12 protein-coding genes are annotated in these 17,617 nt (G+C 50.6%); all 12 read right to left on the reverse strand.

Annotated elements, in window-relative coordinates; translation table 11 throughout:
- Positions 1–33 precede the first annotated feature (33 nt).
- A complete protein-coding gene (locus ACKGJP_RS21325; RefSeq protein WP_409340815.1) occupies positions 34–1,047 on the reverse strand; it encodes a Gfo/Idh/MocA family protein in 1,014 nt (337 codons plus the stop codon).
- Between the two features lie 116 nt (positions 1,048–1,163).
- Entirely contained in the window at positions 1,164–2,735 is a 1,572-nt protein-coding gene (locus tag ACKGJP_RS21330) for an extracellular solute-binding protein (RefSeq protein ID WP_409340816.1), read from the reverse strand.
- A gap of 48 nt (positions 2,736–2,783) precedes the next feature.
- Positions 2,784–4,145 (reverse strand): ABC transporter substrate-binding protein, encoded by a 1,362-nt coding sequence (locus ACKGJP_RS21335; protein WP_409340817.1) that lies wholly within the window; start codon positions 4,143–4,145, stop codon positions 2,784–2,786.
- 262 nt (positions 4,146–4,407) lie between these two features.
- Positions 4,408–6,444 carry a helix-turn-helix domain-containing protein gene (locus ACKGJP_RS21340; protein ID WP_409340818.1) on the reverse strand — a complete coding sequence of 679 codons (2,037 nt, stop codon included), beginning with the start codon at positions 6,442–6,444 and terminating at the stop codon, positions 4,408–4,410.
- A gap of 686 nt (positions 6,445–7,130) precedes the next feature.
- Complete coding sequence (locus ACKGJP_RS21345) at positions 7,131–7,427, reverse strand: hypothetical protein (RefSeq protein ID WP_409340819.1); 297 nt, start codon at positions 7,425–7,427, stop codon at positions 7,131–7,133.
- Between the two features lie 239 nt (positions 7,428–7,666).
- Positions 7,667–8,542, reverse strand: a complete 876-nt coding sequence (locus ACKGJP_RS21350; RefSeq protein WP_409340820.1) for a sugar phosphate isomerase/epimerase family protein — start codon at positions 8,540–8,542, stop codon at positions 7,667–7,669.
- Positions 8,543–8,576: 34 nt separating this feature from the next.
- Positions 8,577–9,962 (reverse strand): ABC transporter substrate-binding protein, encoded by a 1,386-nt coding sequence (locus tag ACKGJP_RS21355; protein WP_409340821.1) that lies wholly within the window; start codon positions 9,960–9,962, stop codon positions 8,577–8,579.
- A 50-nt stretch (positions 9,963–10,012) separates the two neighbouring features.
- A complete protein-coding gene (locus ACKGJP_RS21360; protein WP_409340822.1) occupies positions 10,013–11,728 on the reverse strand; it encodes a glycosyl hydrolase family 28-related protein in 1,716 nt (571 codons plus the stop codon).
- Positions 11,729–11,765: 37 nt separating this feature from the next.
- Entirely contained in the window at positions 11,766–13,820 is a 2,055-nt protein-coding gene (locus tag ACKGJP_RS21365; RefSeq protein WP_409340823.1) for a glycosyl hydrolase family 28-related protein, read from the reverse strand.
- A gap of 136 nt (positions 13,821–13,956) precedes the next feature.
- Positions 13,957–14,841 carry a carbohydrate ABC transporter permease gene (locus ACKGJP_RS21370; protein ID WP_409340824.1) on the reverse strand — a complete coding sequence of 295 codons (885 nt, stop codon included), beginning with the start codon at positions 14,839–14,841 and terminating at the stop codon, positions 13,957–13,959.
- 31 nt (positions 14,842–14,872) lie between these two features.
- Complete coding sequence (locus tag ACKGJP_RS21375; RefSeq protein ID WP_409347224.1) at positions 14,873–15,727, reverse strand: ABC transporter permease; 855 nt, start codon at positions 15,725–15,727, stop codon at positions 14,873–14,875.
- Between the two features lie 115 nt (positions 15,728–15,842).
- Entirely contained in the window at positions 15,843–17,528 is a 1,686-nt protein-coding gene (locus ACKGJP_RS21380) for an extracellular solute-binding protein (protein WP_409340825.1), read from the reverse strand.
- Between the last annotated feature and the right edge of the window lie 89 nt (positions 17,529–17,617).

A 17,617-nucleotide genomic window follows, 5' to 3' on the forward strand; every position in this document is an offset into this window, starting at 1 on the left:
CTTTTATTCACCTCATCCAAGTGGATTTTTCGGTCAACGATTCGTCTTTACCGATTGGACGGCTCCGCCATTTCGATGCGACCGGATCAAGGCATCGGCTACATATACCGAACAGAGGCCGTCTTCGAGCGTACAGACCGGTACGGCGCCATTTTGCGAGATATCGACGAGATGCTCCACCGCCAGCTGAATCAGGCTATCGCGCGCCAGCAGATGGGTCTCCTCGCGCTTCAGCGTCAGGTGTATGCCTTGAACCGACGCATGCTTCGCAACCGAATAAAAGCGGATGTCATCGCCGGTCCGTTGCAGCTCGATTTTGCCTTTGTCAAAGTACAGGTCCATCTCGAACATAAGAAAATGGCGGTCGTCAAACGCCTCCGCGTACCCAGGGACGCCATTATCCAGCGAAAACAAGAAAGAAAACGTCGGGTCTCCTTTGCTATCCATGTTCGTGGCGACTTGCCTGACGACTTGGACTTGAGCGATCGGCCCCGCCGCAAACCGTATCAGATCAAACAGATGGGAACCGTTGTTGCCGATCCCTCGCGTATACCGCACATGGATGTTGGTCAGCTTGCCGAGCTCCCCGGACATTACCGCTTGACGAATTTGACGAACGCCTACGCTCCATCTTCGCGAAAAATTGACGACAACCGTTCGCTTATGGCGCTCCATGAGCTCGGCGATTGCCTCCGCCTCCTGAACTGTCGTCGCAACCGGCTTTTCCAGAAAGAGGACGCGCGCTTGCGAATGGGACAATACCGTCCGCAGCAGCTCCAGACGCACATGCTCTGGCGTGCAAATACTTATCACATCAAGCTGCTGCTCGCTGAGCATCGCCTCCAAGTCCGTGTAAAACTTCGCTTCCGGCGCGATAAGGGCGAGCTGCTCGCCCTGCTCCCGGCGTACGCCTGCGGCTGCCGCAAATTCAATATGCGGGTTTAACCGGTAAGCCAACGAATGGCTTAATGGCACATCTTTTCGCGGTATATCCGCCCTCAATCCGATATAGCCCAGCCCGATAACGGCAGCACGGGTTTTTCTCATCGCGATCCCTACCTCGCCATCCCTGTAATATGGTCCAACCATGTTGCGCCGTAAAGCGCTGAACCGTGGAATGGCGCTTTGACCTTATTGGCTATGCGCCACTCCAGACCGTTCGGTTACCGGGATACCTTCGGGCTCACGGACGCGGCATACTGCTTATTGCGATCGTCGATCATTTGCGAGCCTCCCATTTCGAGCCAACGCGCTATGATGCCGTCCCAGCTGTCGACGCGTATTTCACCGTTTAACACCCGCACCTTCTGCTCGCTAAGATAAGCGTTCAAAGCACCAAGCTTCGAATACGACTGCCATTTGGTCGTATCGTAATACACGCCATAATCGATCGGTTCGAATCGCGGCAGCCGGTTTACCTGCTCCCGCTTCAAATTGTATTCTGCGGATGTCCATGTGTTAATCGGCCATACCGGTTTGCCCGGCCAGTTAATAAACACCGTTTTGTATTTGGCGTAATAATGCGCTTTGGCCAAATCGGTTTTGTCCTCGGAAATAAATTCGACCATCCCGTCCGGAGTCGCCGTGTAGTTGTCGCCTTCGATCCCGAACGAGGTCAGCATGTTGCCTTCGTAAGTTCCCTGGTAGTCAAAAAACTTCATCACCGCTTCGGGGCTGGCATTCTTTTTGTAAATGACCCAGACGGAGTGCGTGACCGGCGAAGCAGGCAAACGATTGAGGCCTTGTTCGCCCTCAAGCACAATCGGAACATAGCTGTAGTCTGACACGGATTTCCTCAGCACCTCGCCGGCGTTTACGATCGTTCCCGAAAACGAGGCGGCAACCGCCCCTGCCCGGTTATCGGCAATCAGCTCCTGTTGTTTGTTTGCAGCCGACAACAGTAAGTCCGACCACAAATATCCTTTCTCGTTCCAACTTGCGAGCTTGGCAAGCAACTGCTTATAAGCAGGATGAAGCTCAGGCGGCTTCAGCTTCCCGTCGGCGTCCTGCCACCAGGCATAACCTTGCGGCAGAAAGCTCGAGCCGAGAACGCCCTCCAGCATGTTATACGCGCCGTCCGATACGACGGTAAGCGGCACGGTGTCCATCTTGCCGTTACCGTCGGGGTCTCGCTCCTTGAACGCTTTCAACACTTGCTCAAATTCGTCTATCGTTCTCGGAAGCGGCAACTGCAGCTTGGCGAGCCAGTCGGCGCGGATTTGCAGCGCATTGAGCGTATACAGACCGTTCTCGATCGGAATGCCGAGAATATTCCCTTCATAGGTCGCCAGCTTGAACGCTTCGGGTACGATGTTTGTCTTGAGATGGGTCCCGTACCGGTCAAGCAGATCATTCAGCGGCAAAAGGAGCCCTTCGTTAAACGCCTGTACCGCCTCGGTTATCGATAATTCGGCGAAGTCCAGCTGCTCGCCGGAGGACAGCATGGCCGCCCGCTTCGACCGGCACGGCCCGCCTGGTCCCCCATCCGAGAAAACGAAGCGCACATCAACGCCCGTTTGCTCCGCTATTCGATCATGCACCCGCTTCTCCTCAGCCGTTTGCCGGTCAAAGGAAGGGTTGCAATTCAGCCCGACGATGCGAATTCCGCTCGATATCGGTTGACCGTCGTTCGAACCGGCTTGCTCCGGAGCAGTAGAATCGCAAGAAGTTGTTATGAGGACAAATACCGAAAGCATCGCAGCAAGCATCGTCCTGATCCCTCTGAACGAACGCATCGAATCCATCCTCCCCCTTACGATCCCAAGCTGATCTGCGGCAGCCGTTTACTTCTTGTTCAACTCCTGCAGCTTTTTCGCAGCGCTCTCTTCCGACAACCGCAATGCGGTATTCAAGTCGATCTCGCCTATCATAACCTTATTCATATTCGCAACATACAGCGAGGAGATCGGGATTTCATTGACGCTTTTATATGGAACATCCGCCAATTTGTTGTAGAAGTAAGCTCCCCAATTTTTATCCTTCGCCTTCGTACCCTGACCGAACTCTTTCCTGACATCCAAGCTTTTCACCACGGGCATAAAGCCTTTTTTGGCAACTTCGATCTGGAATTCGTCCGATAGGAGATACTTCAGCATATCCATTGCCGCATCCGCGGTTTTTTTGTCTGCCATCCGGGTAATTCCGAAATATTGCGTATACGGCTGTCCACCCACCTTCGGCAAATCCTGGAACGACGGAAGAGGCACCCAATCCCAGTTGAATTTCTCTAATTGATCCGCGCGGCTATTGGCCACGAAAGCGGTCATCCCGCCAATCATCGCGACTTCCTGGTCTTTGAAAAAGCCGTCGATGGCATTGTGCTTCTTCAAATACTCCTTAATGCCGGGTACCTCGGCAGGGGCGATCAGCAGCGTCTGATAAAATTTCTTCCAGCGTTCGTCCTTGTTGATCGTAGGCGTCTGCGTCTTCTCGTCAACGAGTGGAATGGACAGCGGATTCATGGACAGCATGTAATTCGTAAACGGCAAGTATCCGGCATACGTTTTTTCGCCCTCGGTCCGGGTCAGCTTGCGCGACATCTCAAGGACTTCTTCCCAGGTTACGCCTTCTTTCGGATAAGGGACGCCGAATTTATCGAAAATATCTTTGTTATACATGAGGCCGAGCGTATCGGCAACGACGGGAAGCGCATACATGCCGTAGCTCGATTTCTGGATGCCGCTAATGTTCGACGGGTCGATTCGGTTCAGATCGACCTGGTGCTGCTTGATCAGTTCGGACATGTCAACCTGCAAATCGTAGGAGATGACCTCGTTTTCGAAATAACCGACATTGGCGAAATAAACATCGTAACGAGTATTGGCGGCGAGCATGCCGGGAACATCCATCCCTTTGCCCGTATTCTGGATGTACTTGATCGTGTCGTTGGGAAATTTCTTTCTCAGGCTGTTGCCGAAACGATTATCGAAATCGGCCGGCGTCATCGCGTTCTGCGAGTAAAAGACAACTTCGGCGGGCTCCCTCGGTTTTTGTGTTGCTGCCGCTTTCCCTTCCTTGTCTTGGCCGCCGGTGGTTGTTTTATCGCCGTCGGTCGTGACCGTACTCCCCCCGCTGCAGCCTGCCAGCAACAAAGCACCGGCCAGCAGCAACGACGAAATCACTGTAAAACGTCTCTTCATCTTCATCGGACCATCTCCCCTTTTTCCTTCGCCATATTGATCCCAGCCCCGGACGCCGGAACAATTTCAACCTACCCCATCTTCGGCGATTTTTTCAATCACAATATATTAAAACCGTTGCAGCGAGCGGCTTTTAGTCCCAAGTTCAACGAGTTGAATATTGTGATACAAAAAATATCCACCGCTTCATCCCCCCCGCCATTTCATTTTCACGGGAAGTGAAGAAGCCGACAGTGTTTCCTGTCGGCATGCGAGTCGGACTGATCGTTCAGCTATCGGTGAGTTGCGGCTTTTTCTCCATGTTCCGCGTAAACAACAGCTCTCTGTACTCGGAAGCGGTGATGCCGGTGTACATTTTGAATACTTTAGCAAAATAACTGTTGCTGTTGAAGCCAGAGCGTGTGCCGATGTCGGCGATTTTCGTCCGGGAGTCGGCTAGCAGCCGCTTCGCTTCCTCGATACGGAATTCGTTCAAATATTCGATCGGAGTCCGGTTGTACCTTTTTTTGCATACGGTAATCAAATGCTGCTTCGATAGGCCCAAGTGTTCAGCCATCTCATCCAGCGAGAAGTTTTCCGTGTAATGCGCGACTATATAGTCATGGATTCTGTCTGCATACTCTTTCGTTTCCTCGGCATAATCGCGGAAGCTATGAAACTTCGCAAACAGGAATTGCTTCACAGCGGTGACGTTCATAATCCCTTTGTCCGTAATAAGCTGGTTCAATTCATTTAAAAACGTTGAGCTATGCTGGCCGAACATGCGAAGCAGCAGCGTAACCGTCTGATAAAAATTAAGATTATACTCCACGACAGTCAGTTGCCCGGAAAATAGAGCGTTCAGCGCCTCCGTAAAGCTCCGTTCGTTTTGCTGCCGGATCGCCAGCTCCAGTTCCTCAATAGCGGCCGTTTTCATCGGAACCTCATAGTCCATCGGCAGCTTGTTAAAACAATAGACCGGACTGTCCGCCGTATAAATGCGGCCGATGTTGTAGGCGTACAACGCTTCGATATAAGACTTATGAACGTCTTCCAATGAATGAATGCCGCCGATGCTGATGACGACCGAATCCAGCTCGGCAGGGTCTAGTGTAAGCAAAAGCTCGGTCATAAACCGGTTCATATCTTCATGCTCGAGCTGGAACAGGACGAATTCATCCCCGTTTGGTTCCTTGAACGGCTCCAATCGGAACGATGACGGCGCAGACATGCGCTGAATCTGGGAAGCGGTAGTTTTCCCGGGTTTCTTTCCTTCTTGCGGATGCTTTAGGGTGATGATCGCTACAACGAGATAAGGCGACATCTCAGGCAATCGTTGAACGAGGTCCGGACTGACCGGAGTTTCCCCGCGAATGAAACGGCCAAGCAGCGATCTTCTTTGCTGCTCTTCGCTTTCCATCACTTTGGCGACAACGCTGCGGAAGGGCTTGTACAGCTCGCGTGCCCCAAACACGATAAATACCGCGATGACACCGATGACGGTGAACAATACCGCCAGCAATTTATTTTTGAGGGCTCTTGCCTCTTTGTACAACAGCTGCGTATTCACTTCGCGGACTAAAGCCCAGTCAAATGCCGCAAGCTTGATCTGGTCGACTTGAATATTGGCATTTCCCGTTTGCTCCGGCAGCACGGTACCGATCAAGGTTTTGTCACGGTGATACATAACGGTGCCTTTCGCATCGGTCAAAAAGTAGTTGTACATCTGGGTGTTGCCATTCAGCTCGCTCAGAAAGGACGTATACATTTTATCCAAATCTACATTAAAGATGATATAGTTCGGTTCCTTTGGCAGCCCGGGAAGCTTATACACGATGGATGCCATCTGTTTGCCTGTCTTCGAATATCCTGCCTTAATCTCGTACTGGTACAAAGGGATTTGCGGCGTTTGCGAGGCAATCCACGGAATCGCGCTCCGCTCGGGATTACGCTCGATTCCGTAATTGGAAATCAGCAGCGTCCGGTCGGCGCCGTTATACAGCATATATTCGGTAACGAAAGGACTGACATGCAAAAGTTTGTTCAGCTCAAGCCAAGCCTTCCAGTGCTCCGTCGTCGTCTGAAAGCTGGTGAAGCGGGCATCGCCGGCGGTCGTGCTGGTGAAATCCATAATCTGCTGCAGCATCCGTTCCATCAGTGTCCCGGTGCGGGCCAGCTCGGTTCCGTTTTTGGCGTCGACCAGACGGATCGTTTGCTTCATAAACAGATTCGTGTTGTAAGCGCTTGACAATAATGCCGGAATGAGCGACACAACGATCAGCACGATTGCCACCCGGTACAAATAGGAGCGGGTATCACGTTTCAACGCCGATTCCCCCTTCATGAACAAAAAAGGAGCCCAAGCTAAGCCGCTCCTTCCCGTTCGTCATACAATTGGTCATACCATAGTATAATGTGTACTTTTAGTCTACTAGTTTTATCCGGGATCGTCAATCGCAGAATACTTCGTCCTTATAGCCCTTCTCGCTAATCAACTGATCGCGAAGTTCATTGACGGTCGTCTCCAACGGATTGTTTCCCGCTGGGCGCTATTGTAAAATGACGGTATAAAACATTAAGGCTGCTTGCGGTCTGCGAGAGACATAATGAACCGAGAATTCAGCGTGTCTCTTCTGTTGTTACCGCCTCCTTTCCGGGAGCGCTTGACTGGCTAGATGGCTTCCGTTCTATACCCTAATTTTCTGACATGACCAGACCGCTTGGCAACAGGGTCGGGAAGCCCGCCGTTGCCGGGGTTCGTGTCGATCTGCCTGTTTTAGCCCCCCTCACTACAAGGTTTCTGGTCGCTCGGCGTTGCATCGACTCTTTTCGTAAGTCCATCCTAATACCAATTTCAAGTTAAATCAAAGTCGCAGAAGTTGCTTCTGTGGAGCATCGATTTTTGACCGGGGTCTTACTCGCGCCTCACCCCGCTTGCGGCTACCCCCTTGACAAATAATAACTCAAGAGCAAGCAAGAGAAGCCAAGCGAGTACCCATGCTGTGGCTGAATCTATGCTTGCTCTTGCTGTTCCTGCGTTCGGCTCCGGCGGTTGTCGGGTTCCGGGAGGACTGTTGTCCCGAACGGCTCCCGGTCATGATGGTTTGCACGGTCGGACGGCTCCGGTTCCGGTGAGACTACTCCCCCGAACCTCCCCGTTCCCCATGCCCATGCCGCCAAACCCGTGGATACCCGGAACGCCAAGGAAAGCCAAGCGAATTGCTCCCAAAGCCGATCGTCCACTTGCTCCGCACGAAAGGTTGCGCCGCGCCTGTTTGTGGCGGCCAGCGGCAGGGCGCATGATGCCATTCAACAACCACCTGACCCGACTGCCTCACCGTGGCTGGCTCCGTGGTTCTTGCAACTGCTTTCGTCGGATTCTTGTTTGCAAGCTGTTGACAGAAAAGCCAAAAGAGGGCCGCAACAGGTCACTTGCTCACAACCTGTCACAGCCCCCAAACCCGCGTCCGACGCGGCCTCTCGGTGCTTACTCGTTCCCCGTAGCAATCGGATTCTCACTGTAGGAAATCCAATGTTGTGCAGCAAGATTATCGATAGCTGCGAATAAATTCCACCGCCCGGCGAATATCAGCCTCCGGGTTGTCGCCCACTTCGCGTTCGATGGTCAAATAGCCCGTATACCCGATCTCTTTGAGCGCTCCGAAATAGGCGTCAAAGTTTACGGAGCCTTCTCCGAGCGGAACCTCCCTGAATATTCTGCCGCCCTCCATCATCGCAGCGGTTTCCTCGTTGTCCATCGGATTGAAACCAAGCGGACTGTAAACGATGCGCGGATCGACTTTGCGGAGATTTACCCCGTCTTTGGCATGGGTGTGGACGATGTAGCTTTTCAACAAACGGACGCCTTGCGCCGGATCGTCGCCTGTCACCATTACCATGTTGGCCGGGTCGAAATTGACCGAGACCCCTTTCGAGCTGAAGGAATCCAGGAAACGTTTCAGCCGCTCGGCCGTTTCCGGACCGGTTTCGATCGCAAAATAAGCTCCTTTGCTAGCAGCGTATTCGGATAGCTTCTCGCAAGCTTGCCGCATTTCCACGCAAATCGGATCGTCCGCATCTTCCGGAATATGGCCGATATGCGTCGTCACCACATTCGTCCCCAGATCCACGGCGAGATCGAGAATCCGCTTGGACTTCTCGATTTTATCCGGATTGACCTTTCGGTCCTGGAAACCGTAGCCGCCTAAATCCCCGCACAAAGCCGATATGTCCAGCCCGAGGGAGCCGATATATGCCTTTAATTCCTTTCTTGCGGCCTGCGATAAATTGTTCGGGTCCATTTCCCCGCGAACGGCGTGCATTTGCACGCCGTCCGCACCGACCGCCTTCGCTTTCTTCAACCCTTCGTTCACGCCGACCCGGAAGCTGTCGACGATGACGCCTATTTTGTTTGGTAAAGTCATGAAAATTCTCCTTAAGGGATATTGAGGCCCTTCGCTACTTGGCGCCTTTGGCGCCTTTGGCCACTTTCGCCTCTGCGATTTTTTTATCGGCCCTCTCCATGGCCTCGCGGAAGGCCTGGTTCATTTCCATCCTGGCGTGAACGACGTTAGCAAAGATGTTTACAAGTTCATTCTGAGCAATATCCCTATAGGGGGAAGTCGGCTCATTCGGTACCGGCGTAAACTGCTTTGGCAGCAGAGCGCCGACATTCTTACCTTTATAGAAAGCGGACTCCTGTCCGAATGTCCCTACGATCGATTTGTCCTTTAGCACCGGCAGCAGACTTCCTTGTTTGGTAGCCGTTGCCTGAAACTCGGCGGAGGTTAAATAAGCCATCGCTTGAAAAGCTTCTTCCTTGTGTTTGCTCGTATTAAACATCGAAATAACGAACGGATACGGCTGATAGCCGACGCCAGGTTTTTCTTTTAACGAAGGAAAGGAAGTGAAATCCCATTGATCTCCAAGAGCCGCGAGCTGCTTCTCATCAATCAGTACGCCGCCCGGCTCGAGCATAGCGACCGTTTGGTCTTTTAAGAACATATTCAAGTTGGCAGCCTGTAACACTTTGTTCATATCGTAGCCGGGAAGGTCGTATATGCGGAAGATGTCCTTCAGATAGTTTTTATATTCCAACGTGTCGAATGCAAGCTTCTCCCCTGAGCTGTCGAACATTTTTTGTGACACTTGATTCAGTCTCATTAAATGAAAACCCGAAAGCATAAAGCCGCGGTATTGTACGCCGTTTTCATTGCGTGTCAGCTTTTTGGTCGTCTCGTATAAGTCATCCCATGTCATACCGTCTTTCGGCAAAGCGACGCCGAACTTTTCGAATATGGCCTTGTTGTAATAGATCGTATTCGGCGACATGTAGATCGGAAGGCTGTAAAGCTCCTTATTCGTCGACAACATTTGGGCGACTTTAAGCGCCTCCGGGTCCAACTGATTCAAGTCATAGTTGAATGTCTTGATAAGCGGCGTCAAATCGTACTCGCCTTTAAATTGACGAATCGTCGTTTCGAATCCGACACCCGGGGTGGTCATTATCAAATCCGGCACATTGCCGGTAACGACCCGCTGCGCCAGTTCCTCAGCCAGTGGCTTTCCCGTAGAGCCGATCGCCTTAACTTTGATATGCGGATACTTTTTCATAATCGGTTCCGCGAACACCTTCGCCGTTTGTTCTTCGCTCCAAGCGCCGTTGTAATGCATAATCGATATTTCCACAGTCTCTTTCGGCTTAGGCGATTCCGTGCTTTTCGGCGTCTCCGTGCCTTTTGATGCTTCCGTCCCCTTTGGCGCTTCCGTATTCCCGCTGCACGCAGCCAGCAAAGAAGCAGTCACCACACTTACAAGCGCCAAACGTCCCCACGATTTAACCATTTCCATAACCCCTCCTAATAATAATTGATATTATGGTCTGACCACATGATTTATGGATGTTGGTCATTATCCGTTATAGCTGCTGTATCCAAATCTGTCCTTAACGTCCCGTCTGCCTCCAGACAATTCAACAGCCACGCCTGGCCTGCGGCAACTCCGCTGCCGGCCATGCCCGTGAAATCGCAGTTCATCATTTTCGGCTTTTTGGCGAAGACCACATCGCTAATCGAGGCAAACGGAACAGACGCCTGCCCTCTTTCATTCATAAAATGCGTGTCGTTGCCTTCAATGACACGTGTAATATGCGAGCCTTTGAAGGAGGTGGAACAGGAATAAAGATTGCTTTGCATGACAAAATTGGCATTATCGTTTACGCTATTCGAGCTATCTATAAGAACGACGCATGACCCCTCTTTACTATCCGTGTACCCGTCCTCCAGCATAAAAATATTGTTGCAGACGTTCACGCTCCTATTCGAAAGCGTAAATTCGATAAAGCTGGTCGTACAATTCGAAACGATATTATTGGAAATATTCGTATTCCTAACTCCGTTTACAACGATACCTTTTTCACAATTGTCAACGAAGTTATTAGTCGCACTGCAGCTTTTACTAATAATCGACAACCAGATGCCCATGCCGTAACCGAGCGGATCGCCTTCGTTTCTTCCGTTCCTGACTGTATTGTTGGCAACGATAACGGCCGAGCTGCCTATCCCAAAATCCCCGCCATACACAACAATACCGTGAGAAACAAAGCCGTCGACATCATTGTTCAGGATCGATCCGTTGTTGGTAGCAGAAGCAAATACGCCGCCGTTCCAGCAATGATTGAATGTATTGTTCTCGATGACATACGAGTCGGAAACATGCGGACTGGTTTTCGAGTCATAGCGCATATCCCAATGCAGGCAAATCCCGCACGTACTGTCCCGAAATTGTGGTGATACGCTAGTCGGGATGACATAGCCCACATTCCTGCATGTATTAGAGCTAAACTCAAAATTTGTATTCCACCCGTAATAGTTCACAGAATTATTGTACGTATCCTCAAATAGACAGTTGGATACATTACAATTTGTGGTTCTATAAAAGAATATGGCTCCACTCGCAATCAATTCAAATACGGTAAACTTGCTATAATCATGGCTGTTTTTGGACCCAACGAACTTGATCCCTTTAAAGGTAACGTTTTCAACTCCACCTGTTTTGGGGATATGGTCCGAATGATCACTTTGTGTCGTTAACCCTTGAGTAACCCAAAAGATTTGAGACAACACAATAAAATCCGAGCCGGAACCATGCTCATATTTAAATCCTGTATGTGTCCCTGCGATATGCTTGAAAATCCGCATAGGCTCTATTTGAATAACATCCCCGCTCTTCCCCGTTACAACCAATAACTCCGATTCGGTGCTTTTTATAGAGATAACATCGCCTACATGTACACCATCCGGATTTTGTACCGTTACACTTGTACCGTTCACAGATGCGGCACTGGTTGTTTTTGTGTAACATACATCTTTAGCTTTAATAACTGCATGATTCCCGATAATCGTAATATTGGATGGTACTACAACAGCCCTACATCTATAGGTGCCGCTTGGAAAAAACAAAGTACCGCCTGTGGCTCTTATGGATTCTATTGCAGCCCGGATCGCATCGGTATCATCCATTTCTCCATCGCCGGCCGCACCAAATGACTTCACGTTTGCTACTTGATCCGAAAGCGTTGCTGAAAGCTCTTCCTGCAATTCCTTAGACATGTCCTTTAGCTCCTTTTATCTGATATACACACTACGATTACATGACAGCACCAGAGCTATCCTTCCAGCCCGCCCCGCTCCACCAGATCGGCTTGCCCAAGGTCGTATCGAAATAAGAATAACCGACCGGCACACCGGTTGGGCGGACGCCCGTGGCGCCGCTGTTTACTACGGCAACTTCCTTGTCATTGTAGGTCATGACCGAATCGGCCAAAATCGTCCTCGTCTTTCCGTTATTGTCCATGCAATTCAATAGCGACGCCTTTCCGGCCGCAACCCCGCTCCCGCCCATACCTGTGAAATCGCAATGCAGCATTTTCGGCTTTTTGGCGGAAGTCACATCGGTGACCGAAGCAAACGGCACGAACGAATGCCCCTTTTCGCCGACAAATAACGTGTCGTTGCTTTTGATTACGCTGACAATACTGGAACCTTTGAACGAGCCGGACAAGGCATAAAGATTGCTTTGAAACATAATGCTCACATTGTCGTTAGCGCTTCCAGAGCTGTCCAGCACAACGATGCTCGAGCCCGTTTTGCTGTCCGGGTACCCGTACACCAGCATAAAAATATTGTCGGAAACCTTCACGCTCACATTTCGAAGCTTAAATTCGATAAAGGCGGTTGTACAATTCGATATCGTATTGCCCGTAATATTCGTGTTACTCATGCCGTTCACAACAATGCCTTTTTCACAATTGTCAATAAAGTTATTTGCCGCACTGCAGCTCTTGCTAATAATCGACAGCCAGATGCCCATACCGAAACCGAGCGAATCGCCGGTGTTTCTTCCGTTCCTGATCGTGTTGTTGGCGACGGTGACAGCCGAGCTTCCAATACCCAGGTCTCCGCCGTACACGGCGATACCGTGAGAAACGAAGTCGTCGACATCATTGTTCAGGATCGCGCCGTTATTCGTAGCGGATGCGAATACGCCGCCGTTCCAGCAATGCTTGAACGTATTGTTCTCGATCACGTACGAGTCGGAAACATGAAGACTGGTCTGCGAGGTATAACGCTGATCCCAATGCATCGTCACTCCGCTGGTGCTGTCTCTTATTTGCGGCGATACGGTTGTCGGAATGACGTAACCTATATTCCTGCATATATTGGAACTAAACTCGAAATTCGTATTCCAACCGTAAAAAACGACAGACGCACTGTACGTATCCTCGAAAATGCAGTGCGAGACGTTGCAATTAGCGGTTCTATAGAAAAATACGGCTCCGCCCGAGACCAAATCGTATACGGTAAACTTGCTGTAATCGTTGCTGTTTTTGGACCCTACGAACGTGATCCCCGTAATGGTTACGTTTTCGACTCCGCCTGTTTTCGGGGTACCGTCCATTGCATCGCTATCCGTCGTTAAGCCTTGCGTAACCCAAAAGATTTGCGGCATCACGGCAAAATTCGCGCCGGAAGCATGACTCCATTTGAATCCCGTATGCGTCTCGGAGGCTCCTTTAAAAATCCTCATCGGTTTTACTTGAATCGTATTCCCTGTTTTGCCCGTTACGATGACCAGATCCGTTACATTACTCTTTACGGAGACGACATCGCCTATGTTTACGCCATCGGGATCTTGAACGGTTACGCTTGTTCCGTTCGTGCTTACAGCGCTTGTCGTTATGGTATAAAATACGTCTTTCGCTTTTATAACCGCATGATTCCCTTGAATCGTAATGTTTGACGGTACTACGACAGATCTGCATCTATAGGTGCCTTTCGGAAAAAGCACGGTGCCTCCGGTAGTTCTTATGGATTCTATAGCATCCCTAATGGCAGCGGTATCATCCGTCGTGCCGTCGCCGGTCGCACCGAAGGACTTCACGTTTGTGACAATATCCGCCAAACGCTCTGAACACTCCTGTGTAAATTCCTGCATCATTTCTTCCACGTTTCTCTTAATACCGACTGCCTTCCCGTTTACGCTATCCACTTCATCATCGCCTTGACGGGCCAATACCTTTTCGCTTCCTAACAATGCCCCTGCCACCACTGCCGACCCCGCTACGCTTAACAGTTTCCGCCTGCTCATCTTCGTATCAATGATATGGCTATTCGAATTGGATTGCTGCTTTTTCTCAGTCATGATTTTAGCTCCTTAAATTAGGATACTTTCGCAATCATCAGACCCATCTTGCATCATGCTACAATCTCCCGCCTTTTAAAATTATCTGCCGCAATATATCTACATGGGCTCACCTCCATACTGTAGTCCGCCGTTTTCATTCTTTTACGCTCCCGAGCACGATGCCCTTCATGAAAAACCGCTGCAGGAACGGATACAACAATAAAATCGGCAAAGATCCGAGGATGATATGTGCAGCCCTGACGTTCTGATTGCCGGCTTCCTTGATCATTTGCAGATCGCCGCTCGCCAGCAGCCTCGCATCGACGTTGATGACCACCGTCTGCAAATAGCTTTGCAGCGGATAATGCTCCGGCTTATTCATCAGGATCAATCCGTCGAACCATGCGTTCCAATGACCTACGGTCGTGAACAATGTCACGGTCGCCAGCGCCGGCAAAGAAAGCGGGACATGTATGCGCCACAGCGTCTTCCAATGGCCGGCCCCGTCCATAAATGCCGATTCTTCCAGCTCCTTCGGCAAGCCGCGAAAAAAATTCAAGAGCAGGATGATGTTAAACACCGGCACGGCCCCGGGCAGCACGAGTCCCCAGATCGTGTCGAGCAGCCCGGCCGCTCTAACCGTCATGTACCATGGAATGAAGCCGCCGCTAAACAGGATCGTAATGACAAGCAGCCATACATACATCGTCCTGAAACGAAAATGTTTGTTTTCTTTGGCCAAAGGATACGCCGCCATGATCGTAAGCAGCATGCTGATCGGAACGCCGAGCGCCACCCGTTCCAGCGTAACCCGCAAGGAGCGGTGAAATTCCGGTTTGCTCAGTACGAAATCATAAGCTTGAAGGGTGAATTTGACCGGAAGCAAGGTTACCGTCCCGGCTCCCGCCGCGCTGCCGGTGCTTAGCGAGACGGCAAGCACATGTATCGGCGGAATCGTGCACAACACCGCAATCGTAATCAAGGATACATAAATGACCGTGCTGTACAAACGACTGACCCAGCCGAGCGAGATCGGCACGAAACGGTCACCCCCTTTCCCCGTAAACGGATCAAAAAATGCGATAATTGGCCAATCGATAAGCGAGCAAGTAAGACGCGGAAATAAGCACGAACGAAACGAGCGATTTCATGAGCCCCACAGCGGTAGCCACGCCGTATTGCGCATCAATCATGCCGATCCGGTACACGAAGGTATCGATGATATCGCCGCTTTCGTAAACAATCGGACTGTATAGATTGAAAACCTGATCGAATCCCGCGTTCAACACGCTGCCCAAGCTTAACGTCATCATCAATACAATGATCGGCATCATGCCTGGCAGCGTAATATGAAGCATCCGCTGCCGACGGTTGGCTCCATCCATAACAGCCGCTTCGTAAAGCGAAGGATTAATCGCGGTAAGAGCCGCCAGATAAACGATCGTGCTGAAGCCGAATTCTTTCCATACGTCGGATGCAACCAGTACATAAGGAAACCACTTGTTATCGCCCATAAAAAACACAGGCTTTAAACCGATCCCCGTAATCGCCGTATTTACGATGCCTGTCAAAGACAAGAAATCGATCAGCATGCCGCCAAGAACAACCCAAGATAAAAAATGTGGCAAATAAATCAGCGTTTGGATGCCGTGCTTTATCCATTGCTTGCGCATCTCGTTGAGCAGCAGCGAAACGGCGATAGGTACGGCAGTTCCTGCAGCTATTTTCATAACGGCAATCGATACGGTGTTCCATAAAATACGCAGCACTCCGGGCAGCTCCATCACATACCGGAAGTTGTTGAGACCGACCCATTCGGAGCGGGCGACTCCTTTGGCAGGGCTAAACTCCTGGAAGGCGATTACGATTCCGAACATCGGAACATAGCTAAATATCAAGATAAGTAACAGGGCGGGCGCAAACATGAGGTGCAGCGGAAGCTCCCGCTTCCACTTGCCCGATCGTACCGGTTCGATTGCGCGCGTACTCGCTGGCCCCGGCCTTTTGATGCGCAAGTCTTCCCCTCCGCTTCAAGCAGCTTCACTTCTGTTTCAAGTACCAATCATTCACTTCTTGCGTAATTTGGCTGCCGCCAAGCCGGTTCCTTTGTTCGACAAACCGGTCGAATTCGTCAATCGGCGCCCCCATAATTATTTTTGTAAACGTTTCCATTTCTAACGCGAACGCTGTAGAACCTTTCAAGGCCATCGTTTTGGTCGGCGTCCCGAAGAATGCGTTTTTGACCTGCTTTTTCTCATTCAAATACCGGTCGAGAATGCCGAACGATCCGCTATCGCTAAATACGCGATCCATTCCCCAGTCGTTAACGTCGCCGTTTGTCCGGTAATTGACGATCATGTCGTAGATTTTTTTCTGATCGTACCTTAACTTGGATGCATCGCCATTCATCAGCGTGGCGGTTATATTCCGCTGCGTATTCAAATTGACTTCAGGCGGCCATACCTTGAACGGAGCATATTTGAACGTTTCCAACCCGTTGTTGTTGAAAAACACCGGATTCGGATGATCACCATATCCCTTTTCCGCGTAGAGGTTGATCATCTTGATCAGCGCTTCCGGGTGCTTCGTCCCTTTCTTCACGACATAATAGTTATAGATCGTTGTTGCCGGAGTTTGCACCAAAGCCGGTTTGTCATCGACGGAAACGAGCGAATACGGTCTCCATTCTGCTTTGGGGTCGTTTTTCTTGTTGTCGCTTAGAGGAAACATCGGGCTTGCCATGGAGCCGAACATGAAACCGATTTTGCCTGCTTTCACGTCTTCCGTCGCTTTGTCAAAAGGCTTGACGCCGAACTCCTTGTCGATCAAACCCGCTTTGTACATATCCTGGAGCTTCTGCAGCACCGGTTTTATCTCCGGTTGAACGCTGCCATAAACGAGCGATCCCGATGCATCCTGCAAATAGATTCTTGGATAAGCGTGATGGCCGCTGAAAAATCCTTCTACATAAAGCTCCTTTGACAAAAACATGCCGTACGTATCATGCTTGCCATTGCCGTCCGGATCTTGCTTGGCGAACGCTTCGGCAATCCGTACCAGATCGTCCATCGTCTTCGGTTCGGGTATATGCAGCTTTTGCAGCCAATCGGTCCGAAGCCAGATCATCTGGGCGTTTTCAATCGTTGCGCCGCTTTCCGGAATCGCCATCAGCTTGCCGTCGATCGTCGCCGCTTTCAGCGCGTTGGGACCGTCCTCGAGATGCAGCTGCTTCGTAAGCTCAGAAGCGTACATTTTGTAAATATCCGTCAGATCCATCAGCATATCGGCATCCGCAAGCTGCTTCAATTGACGCGAGTTAACCAGCGAAAATTCCGGCACATCGCCCGAAGAGACCGCAACATTCATCTTTTGCTCGGCTTGATTGCTTCCGACTACCCAGACGTATTTCAGCTTGATGCCCAGCTCGTCCAAATACGCTTTCGTCCAAATATTGTTTTCAATCGTATCTCCCTTATCGTACTTGTAGGAAGCATCGACGATACGGGCGCTCGTAATCTCGATCGGCGGGTCGTATTTGCCGAGCGGTGAGGAGGCAGACGGGCTTTTCGCTTCCTTGCCGCCGGTTTCTATTGGGACAGCTGCGGAAGGTTTGCTCCCGTTTCCTTCCTCTTCCGATCCCGACGTGGAACAAGCTGCTGTGAAGAAAAGAAGCTGCGACGCTGCAATGACTGATGCCATTCGGGTCCACATGGCCGTTCCTTTCATCGTTGTATCCCCTTTGCAAACAATGTTTGTTTGTTTGTTAATATGATTATAGAAAGAGAGCGGAGCTGCGGCTATCGTACATTCTCAAC

Source organism: Paenibacillus litoralis (assembly GCF_046244365.1).
Classification (GTDB): domain Bacteria; phylum Bacillota; class Bacilli; order Paenibacillales; family NBRC-103111; genus Paenibacillus_V.

What these genes read in the sequence shown, in the direction of transcription:
- ACKGJP_RS21325 (WP_409340815.1), bottom strand. Translation starts at nt 1,047, where the DNA reads ATGAGAAAAACCCGTGCTGCCGTTATCGGGCTGGGCTATATCGGATTG.
- ACKGJP_RS21330 (WP_409340816.1), bottom strand. Translation starts at nt 2,735, where the DNA reads ATGCGTTCGTTCAGAGGGATCAGGACGATGCTTGCTGCGATGCTTTCG.
- ACKGJP_RS21335 (WP_409340817.1), bottom strand. Translation starts at nt 4,145, where the DNA reads ATGAAGATGAAGAGACGTTTTACAGTGATTTCGTCGTTGCTGCTGGCC.
- ACKGJP_RS21345 (WP_409340819.1), bottom strand. Translation starts at nt 7,427, where the DNA reads ATGGCATCATGCGCCCTGCCGCTGGCCGCCACAAACAGGCGCGGCGCA.
- ACKGJP_RS21350 (WP_409340820.1), bottom strand. Translation starts at nt 8,542, where the DNA reads ATGACTTTACCAAACAAAATAGGCGTCATCGTCGACAGCTTCCGGGTC.
- ACKGJP_RS21355 (WP_409340821.1), bottom strand. Translation starts at nt 9,962, where the DNA reads ATGGTTAAATCGTGGGGACGTTTGGCGCTTGTAAGTGTGGTGACTGCT.
- ACKGJP_RS21360 (WP_409340822.1), bottom strand. Translation starts at nt 11,728, where the DNA reads ATGTCTAAGGAATTGCAGGAAGAGCTTTCAGCAACGCTTTCGGATCAA.
- ACKGJP_RS21365 (WP_409340823.1), bottom strand. Translation starts at nt 13,820, where the DNA reads ATGACTGAGAAAAAGCAGCAATCCAATTCGAATAGCCATATCATTGAT.
- ACKGJP_RS21375 (WP_409347224.1), bottom strand. Translation starts at nt 15,727, where the DNA reads ATGTTTGCGCCCGCCCTGTTACTTATCTTGATATTTAGCTATGTTCCG.
- ACKGJP_RS21380 (WP_409340825.1), bottom strand. Translation starts at nt 17,528, where the DNA reads ATGAAAGGAACGGCCATGTGGACCCGAATGGCATCAGTCATTGCAGCG.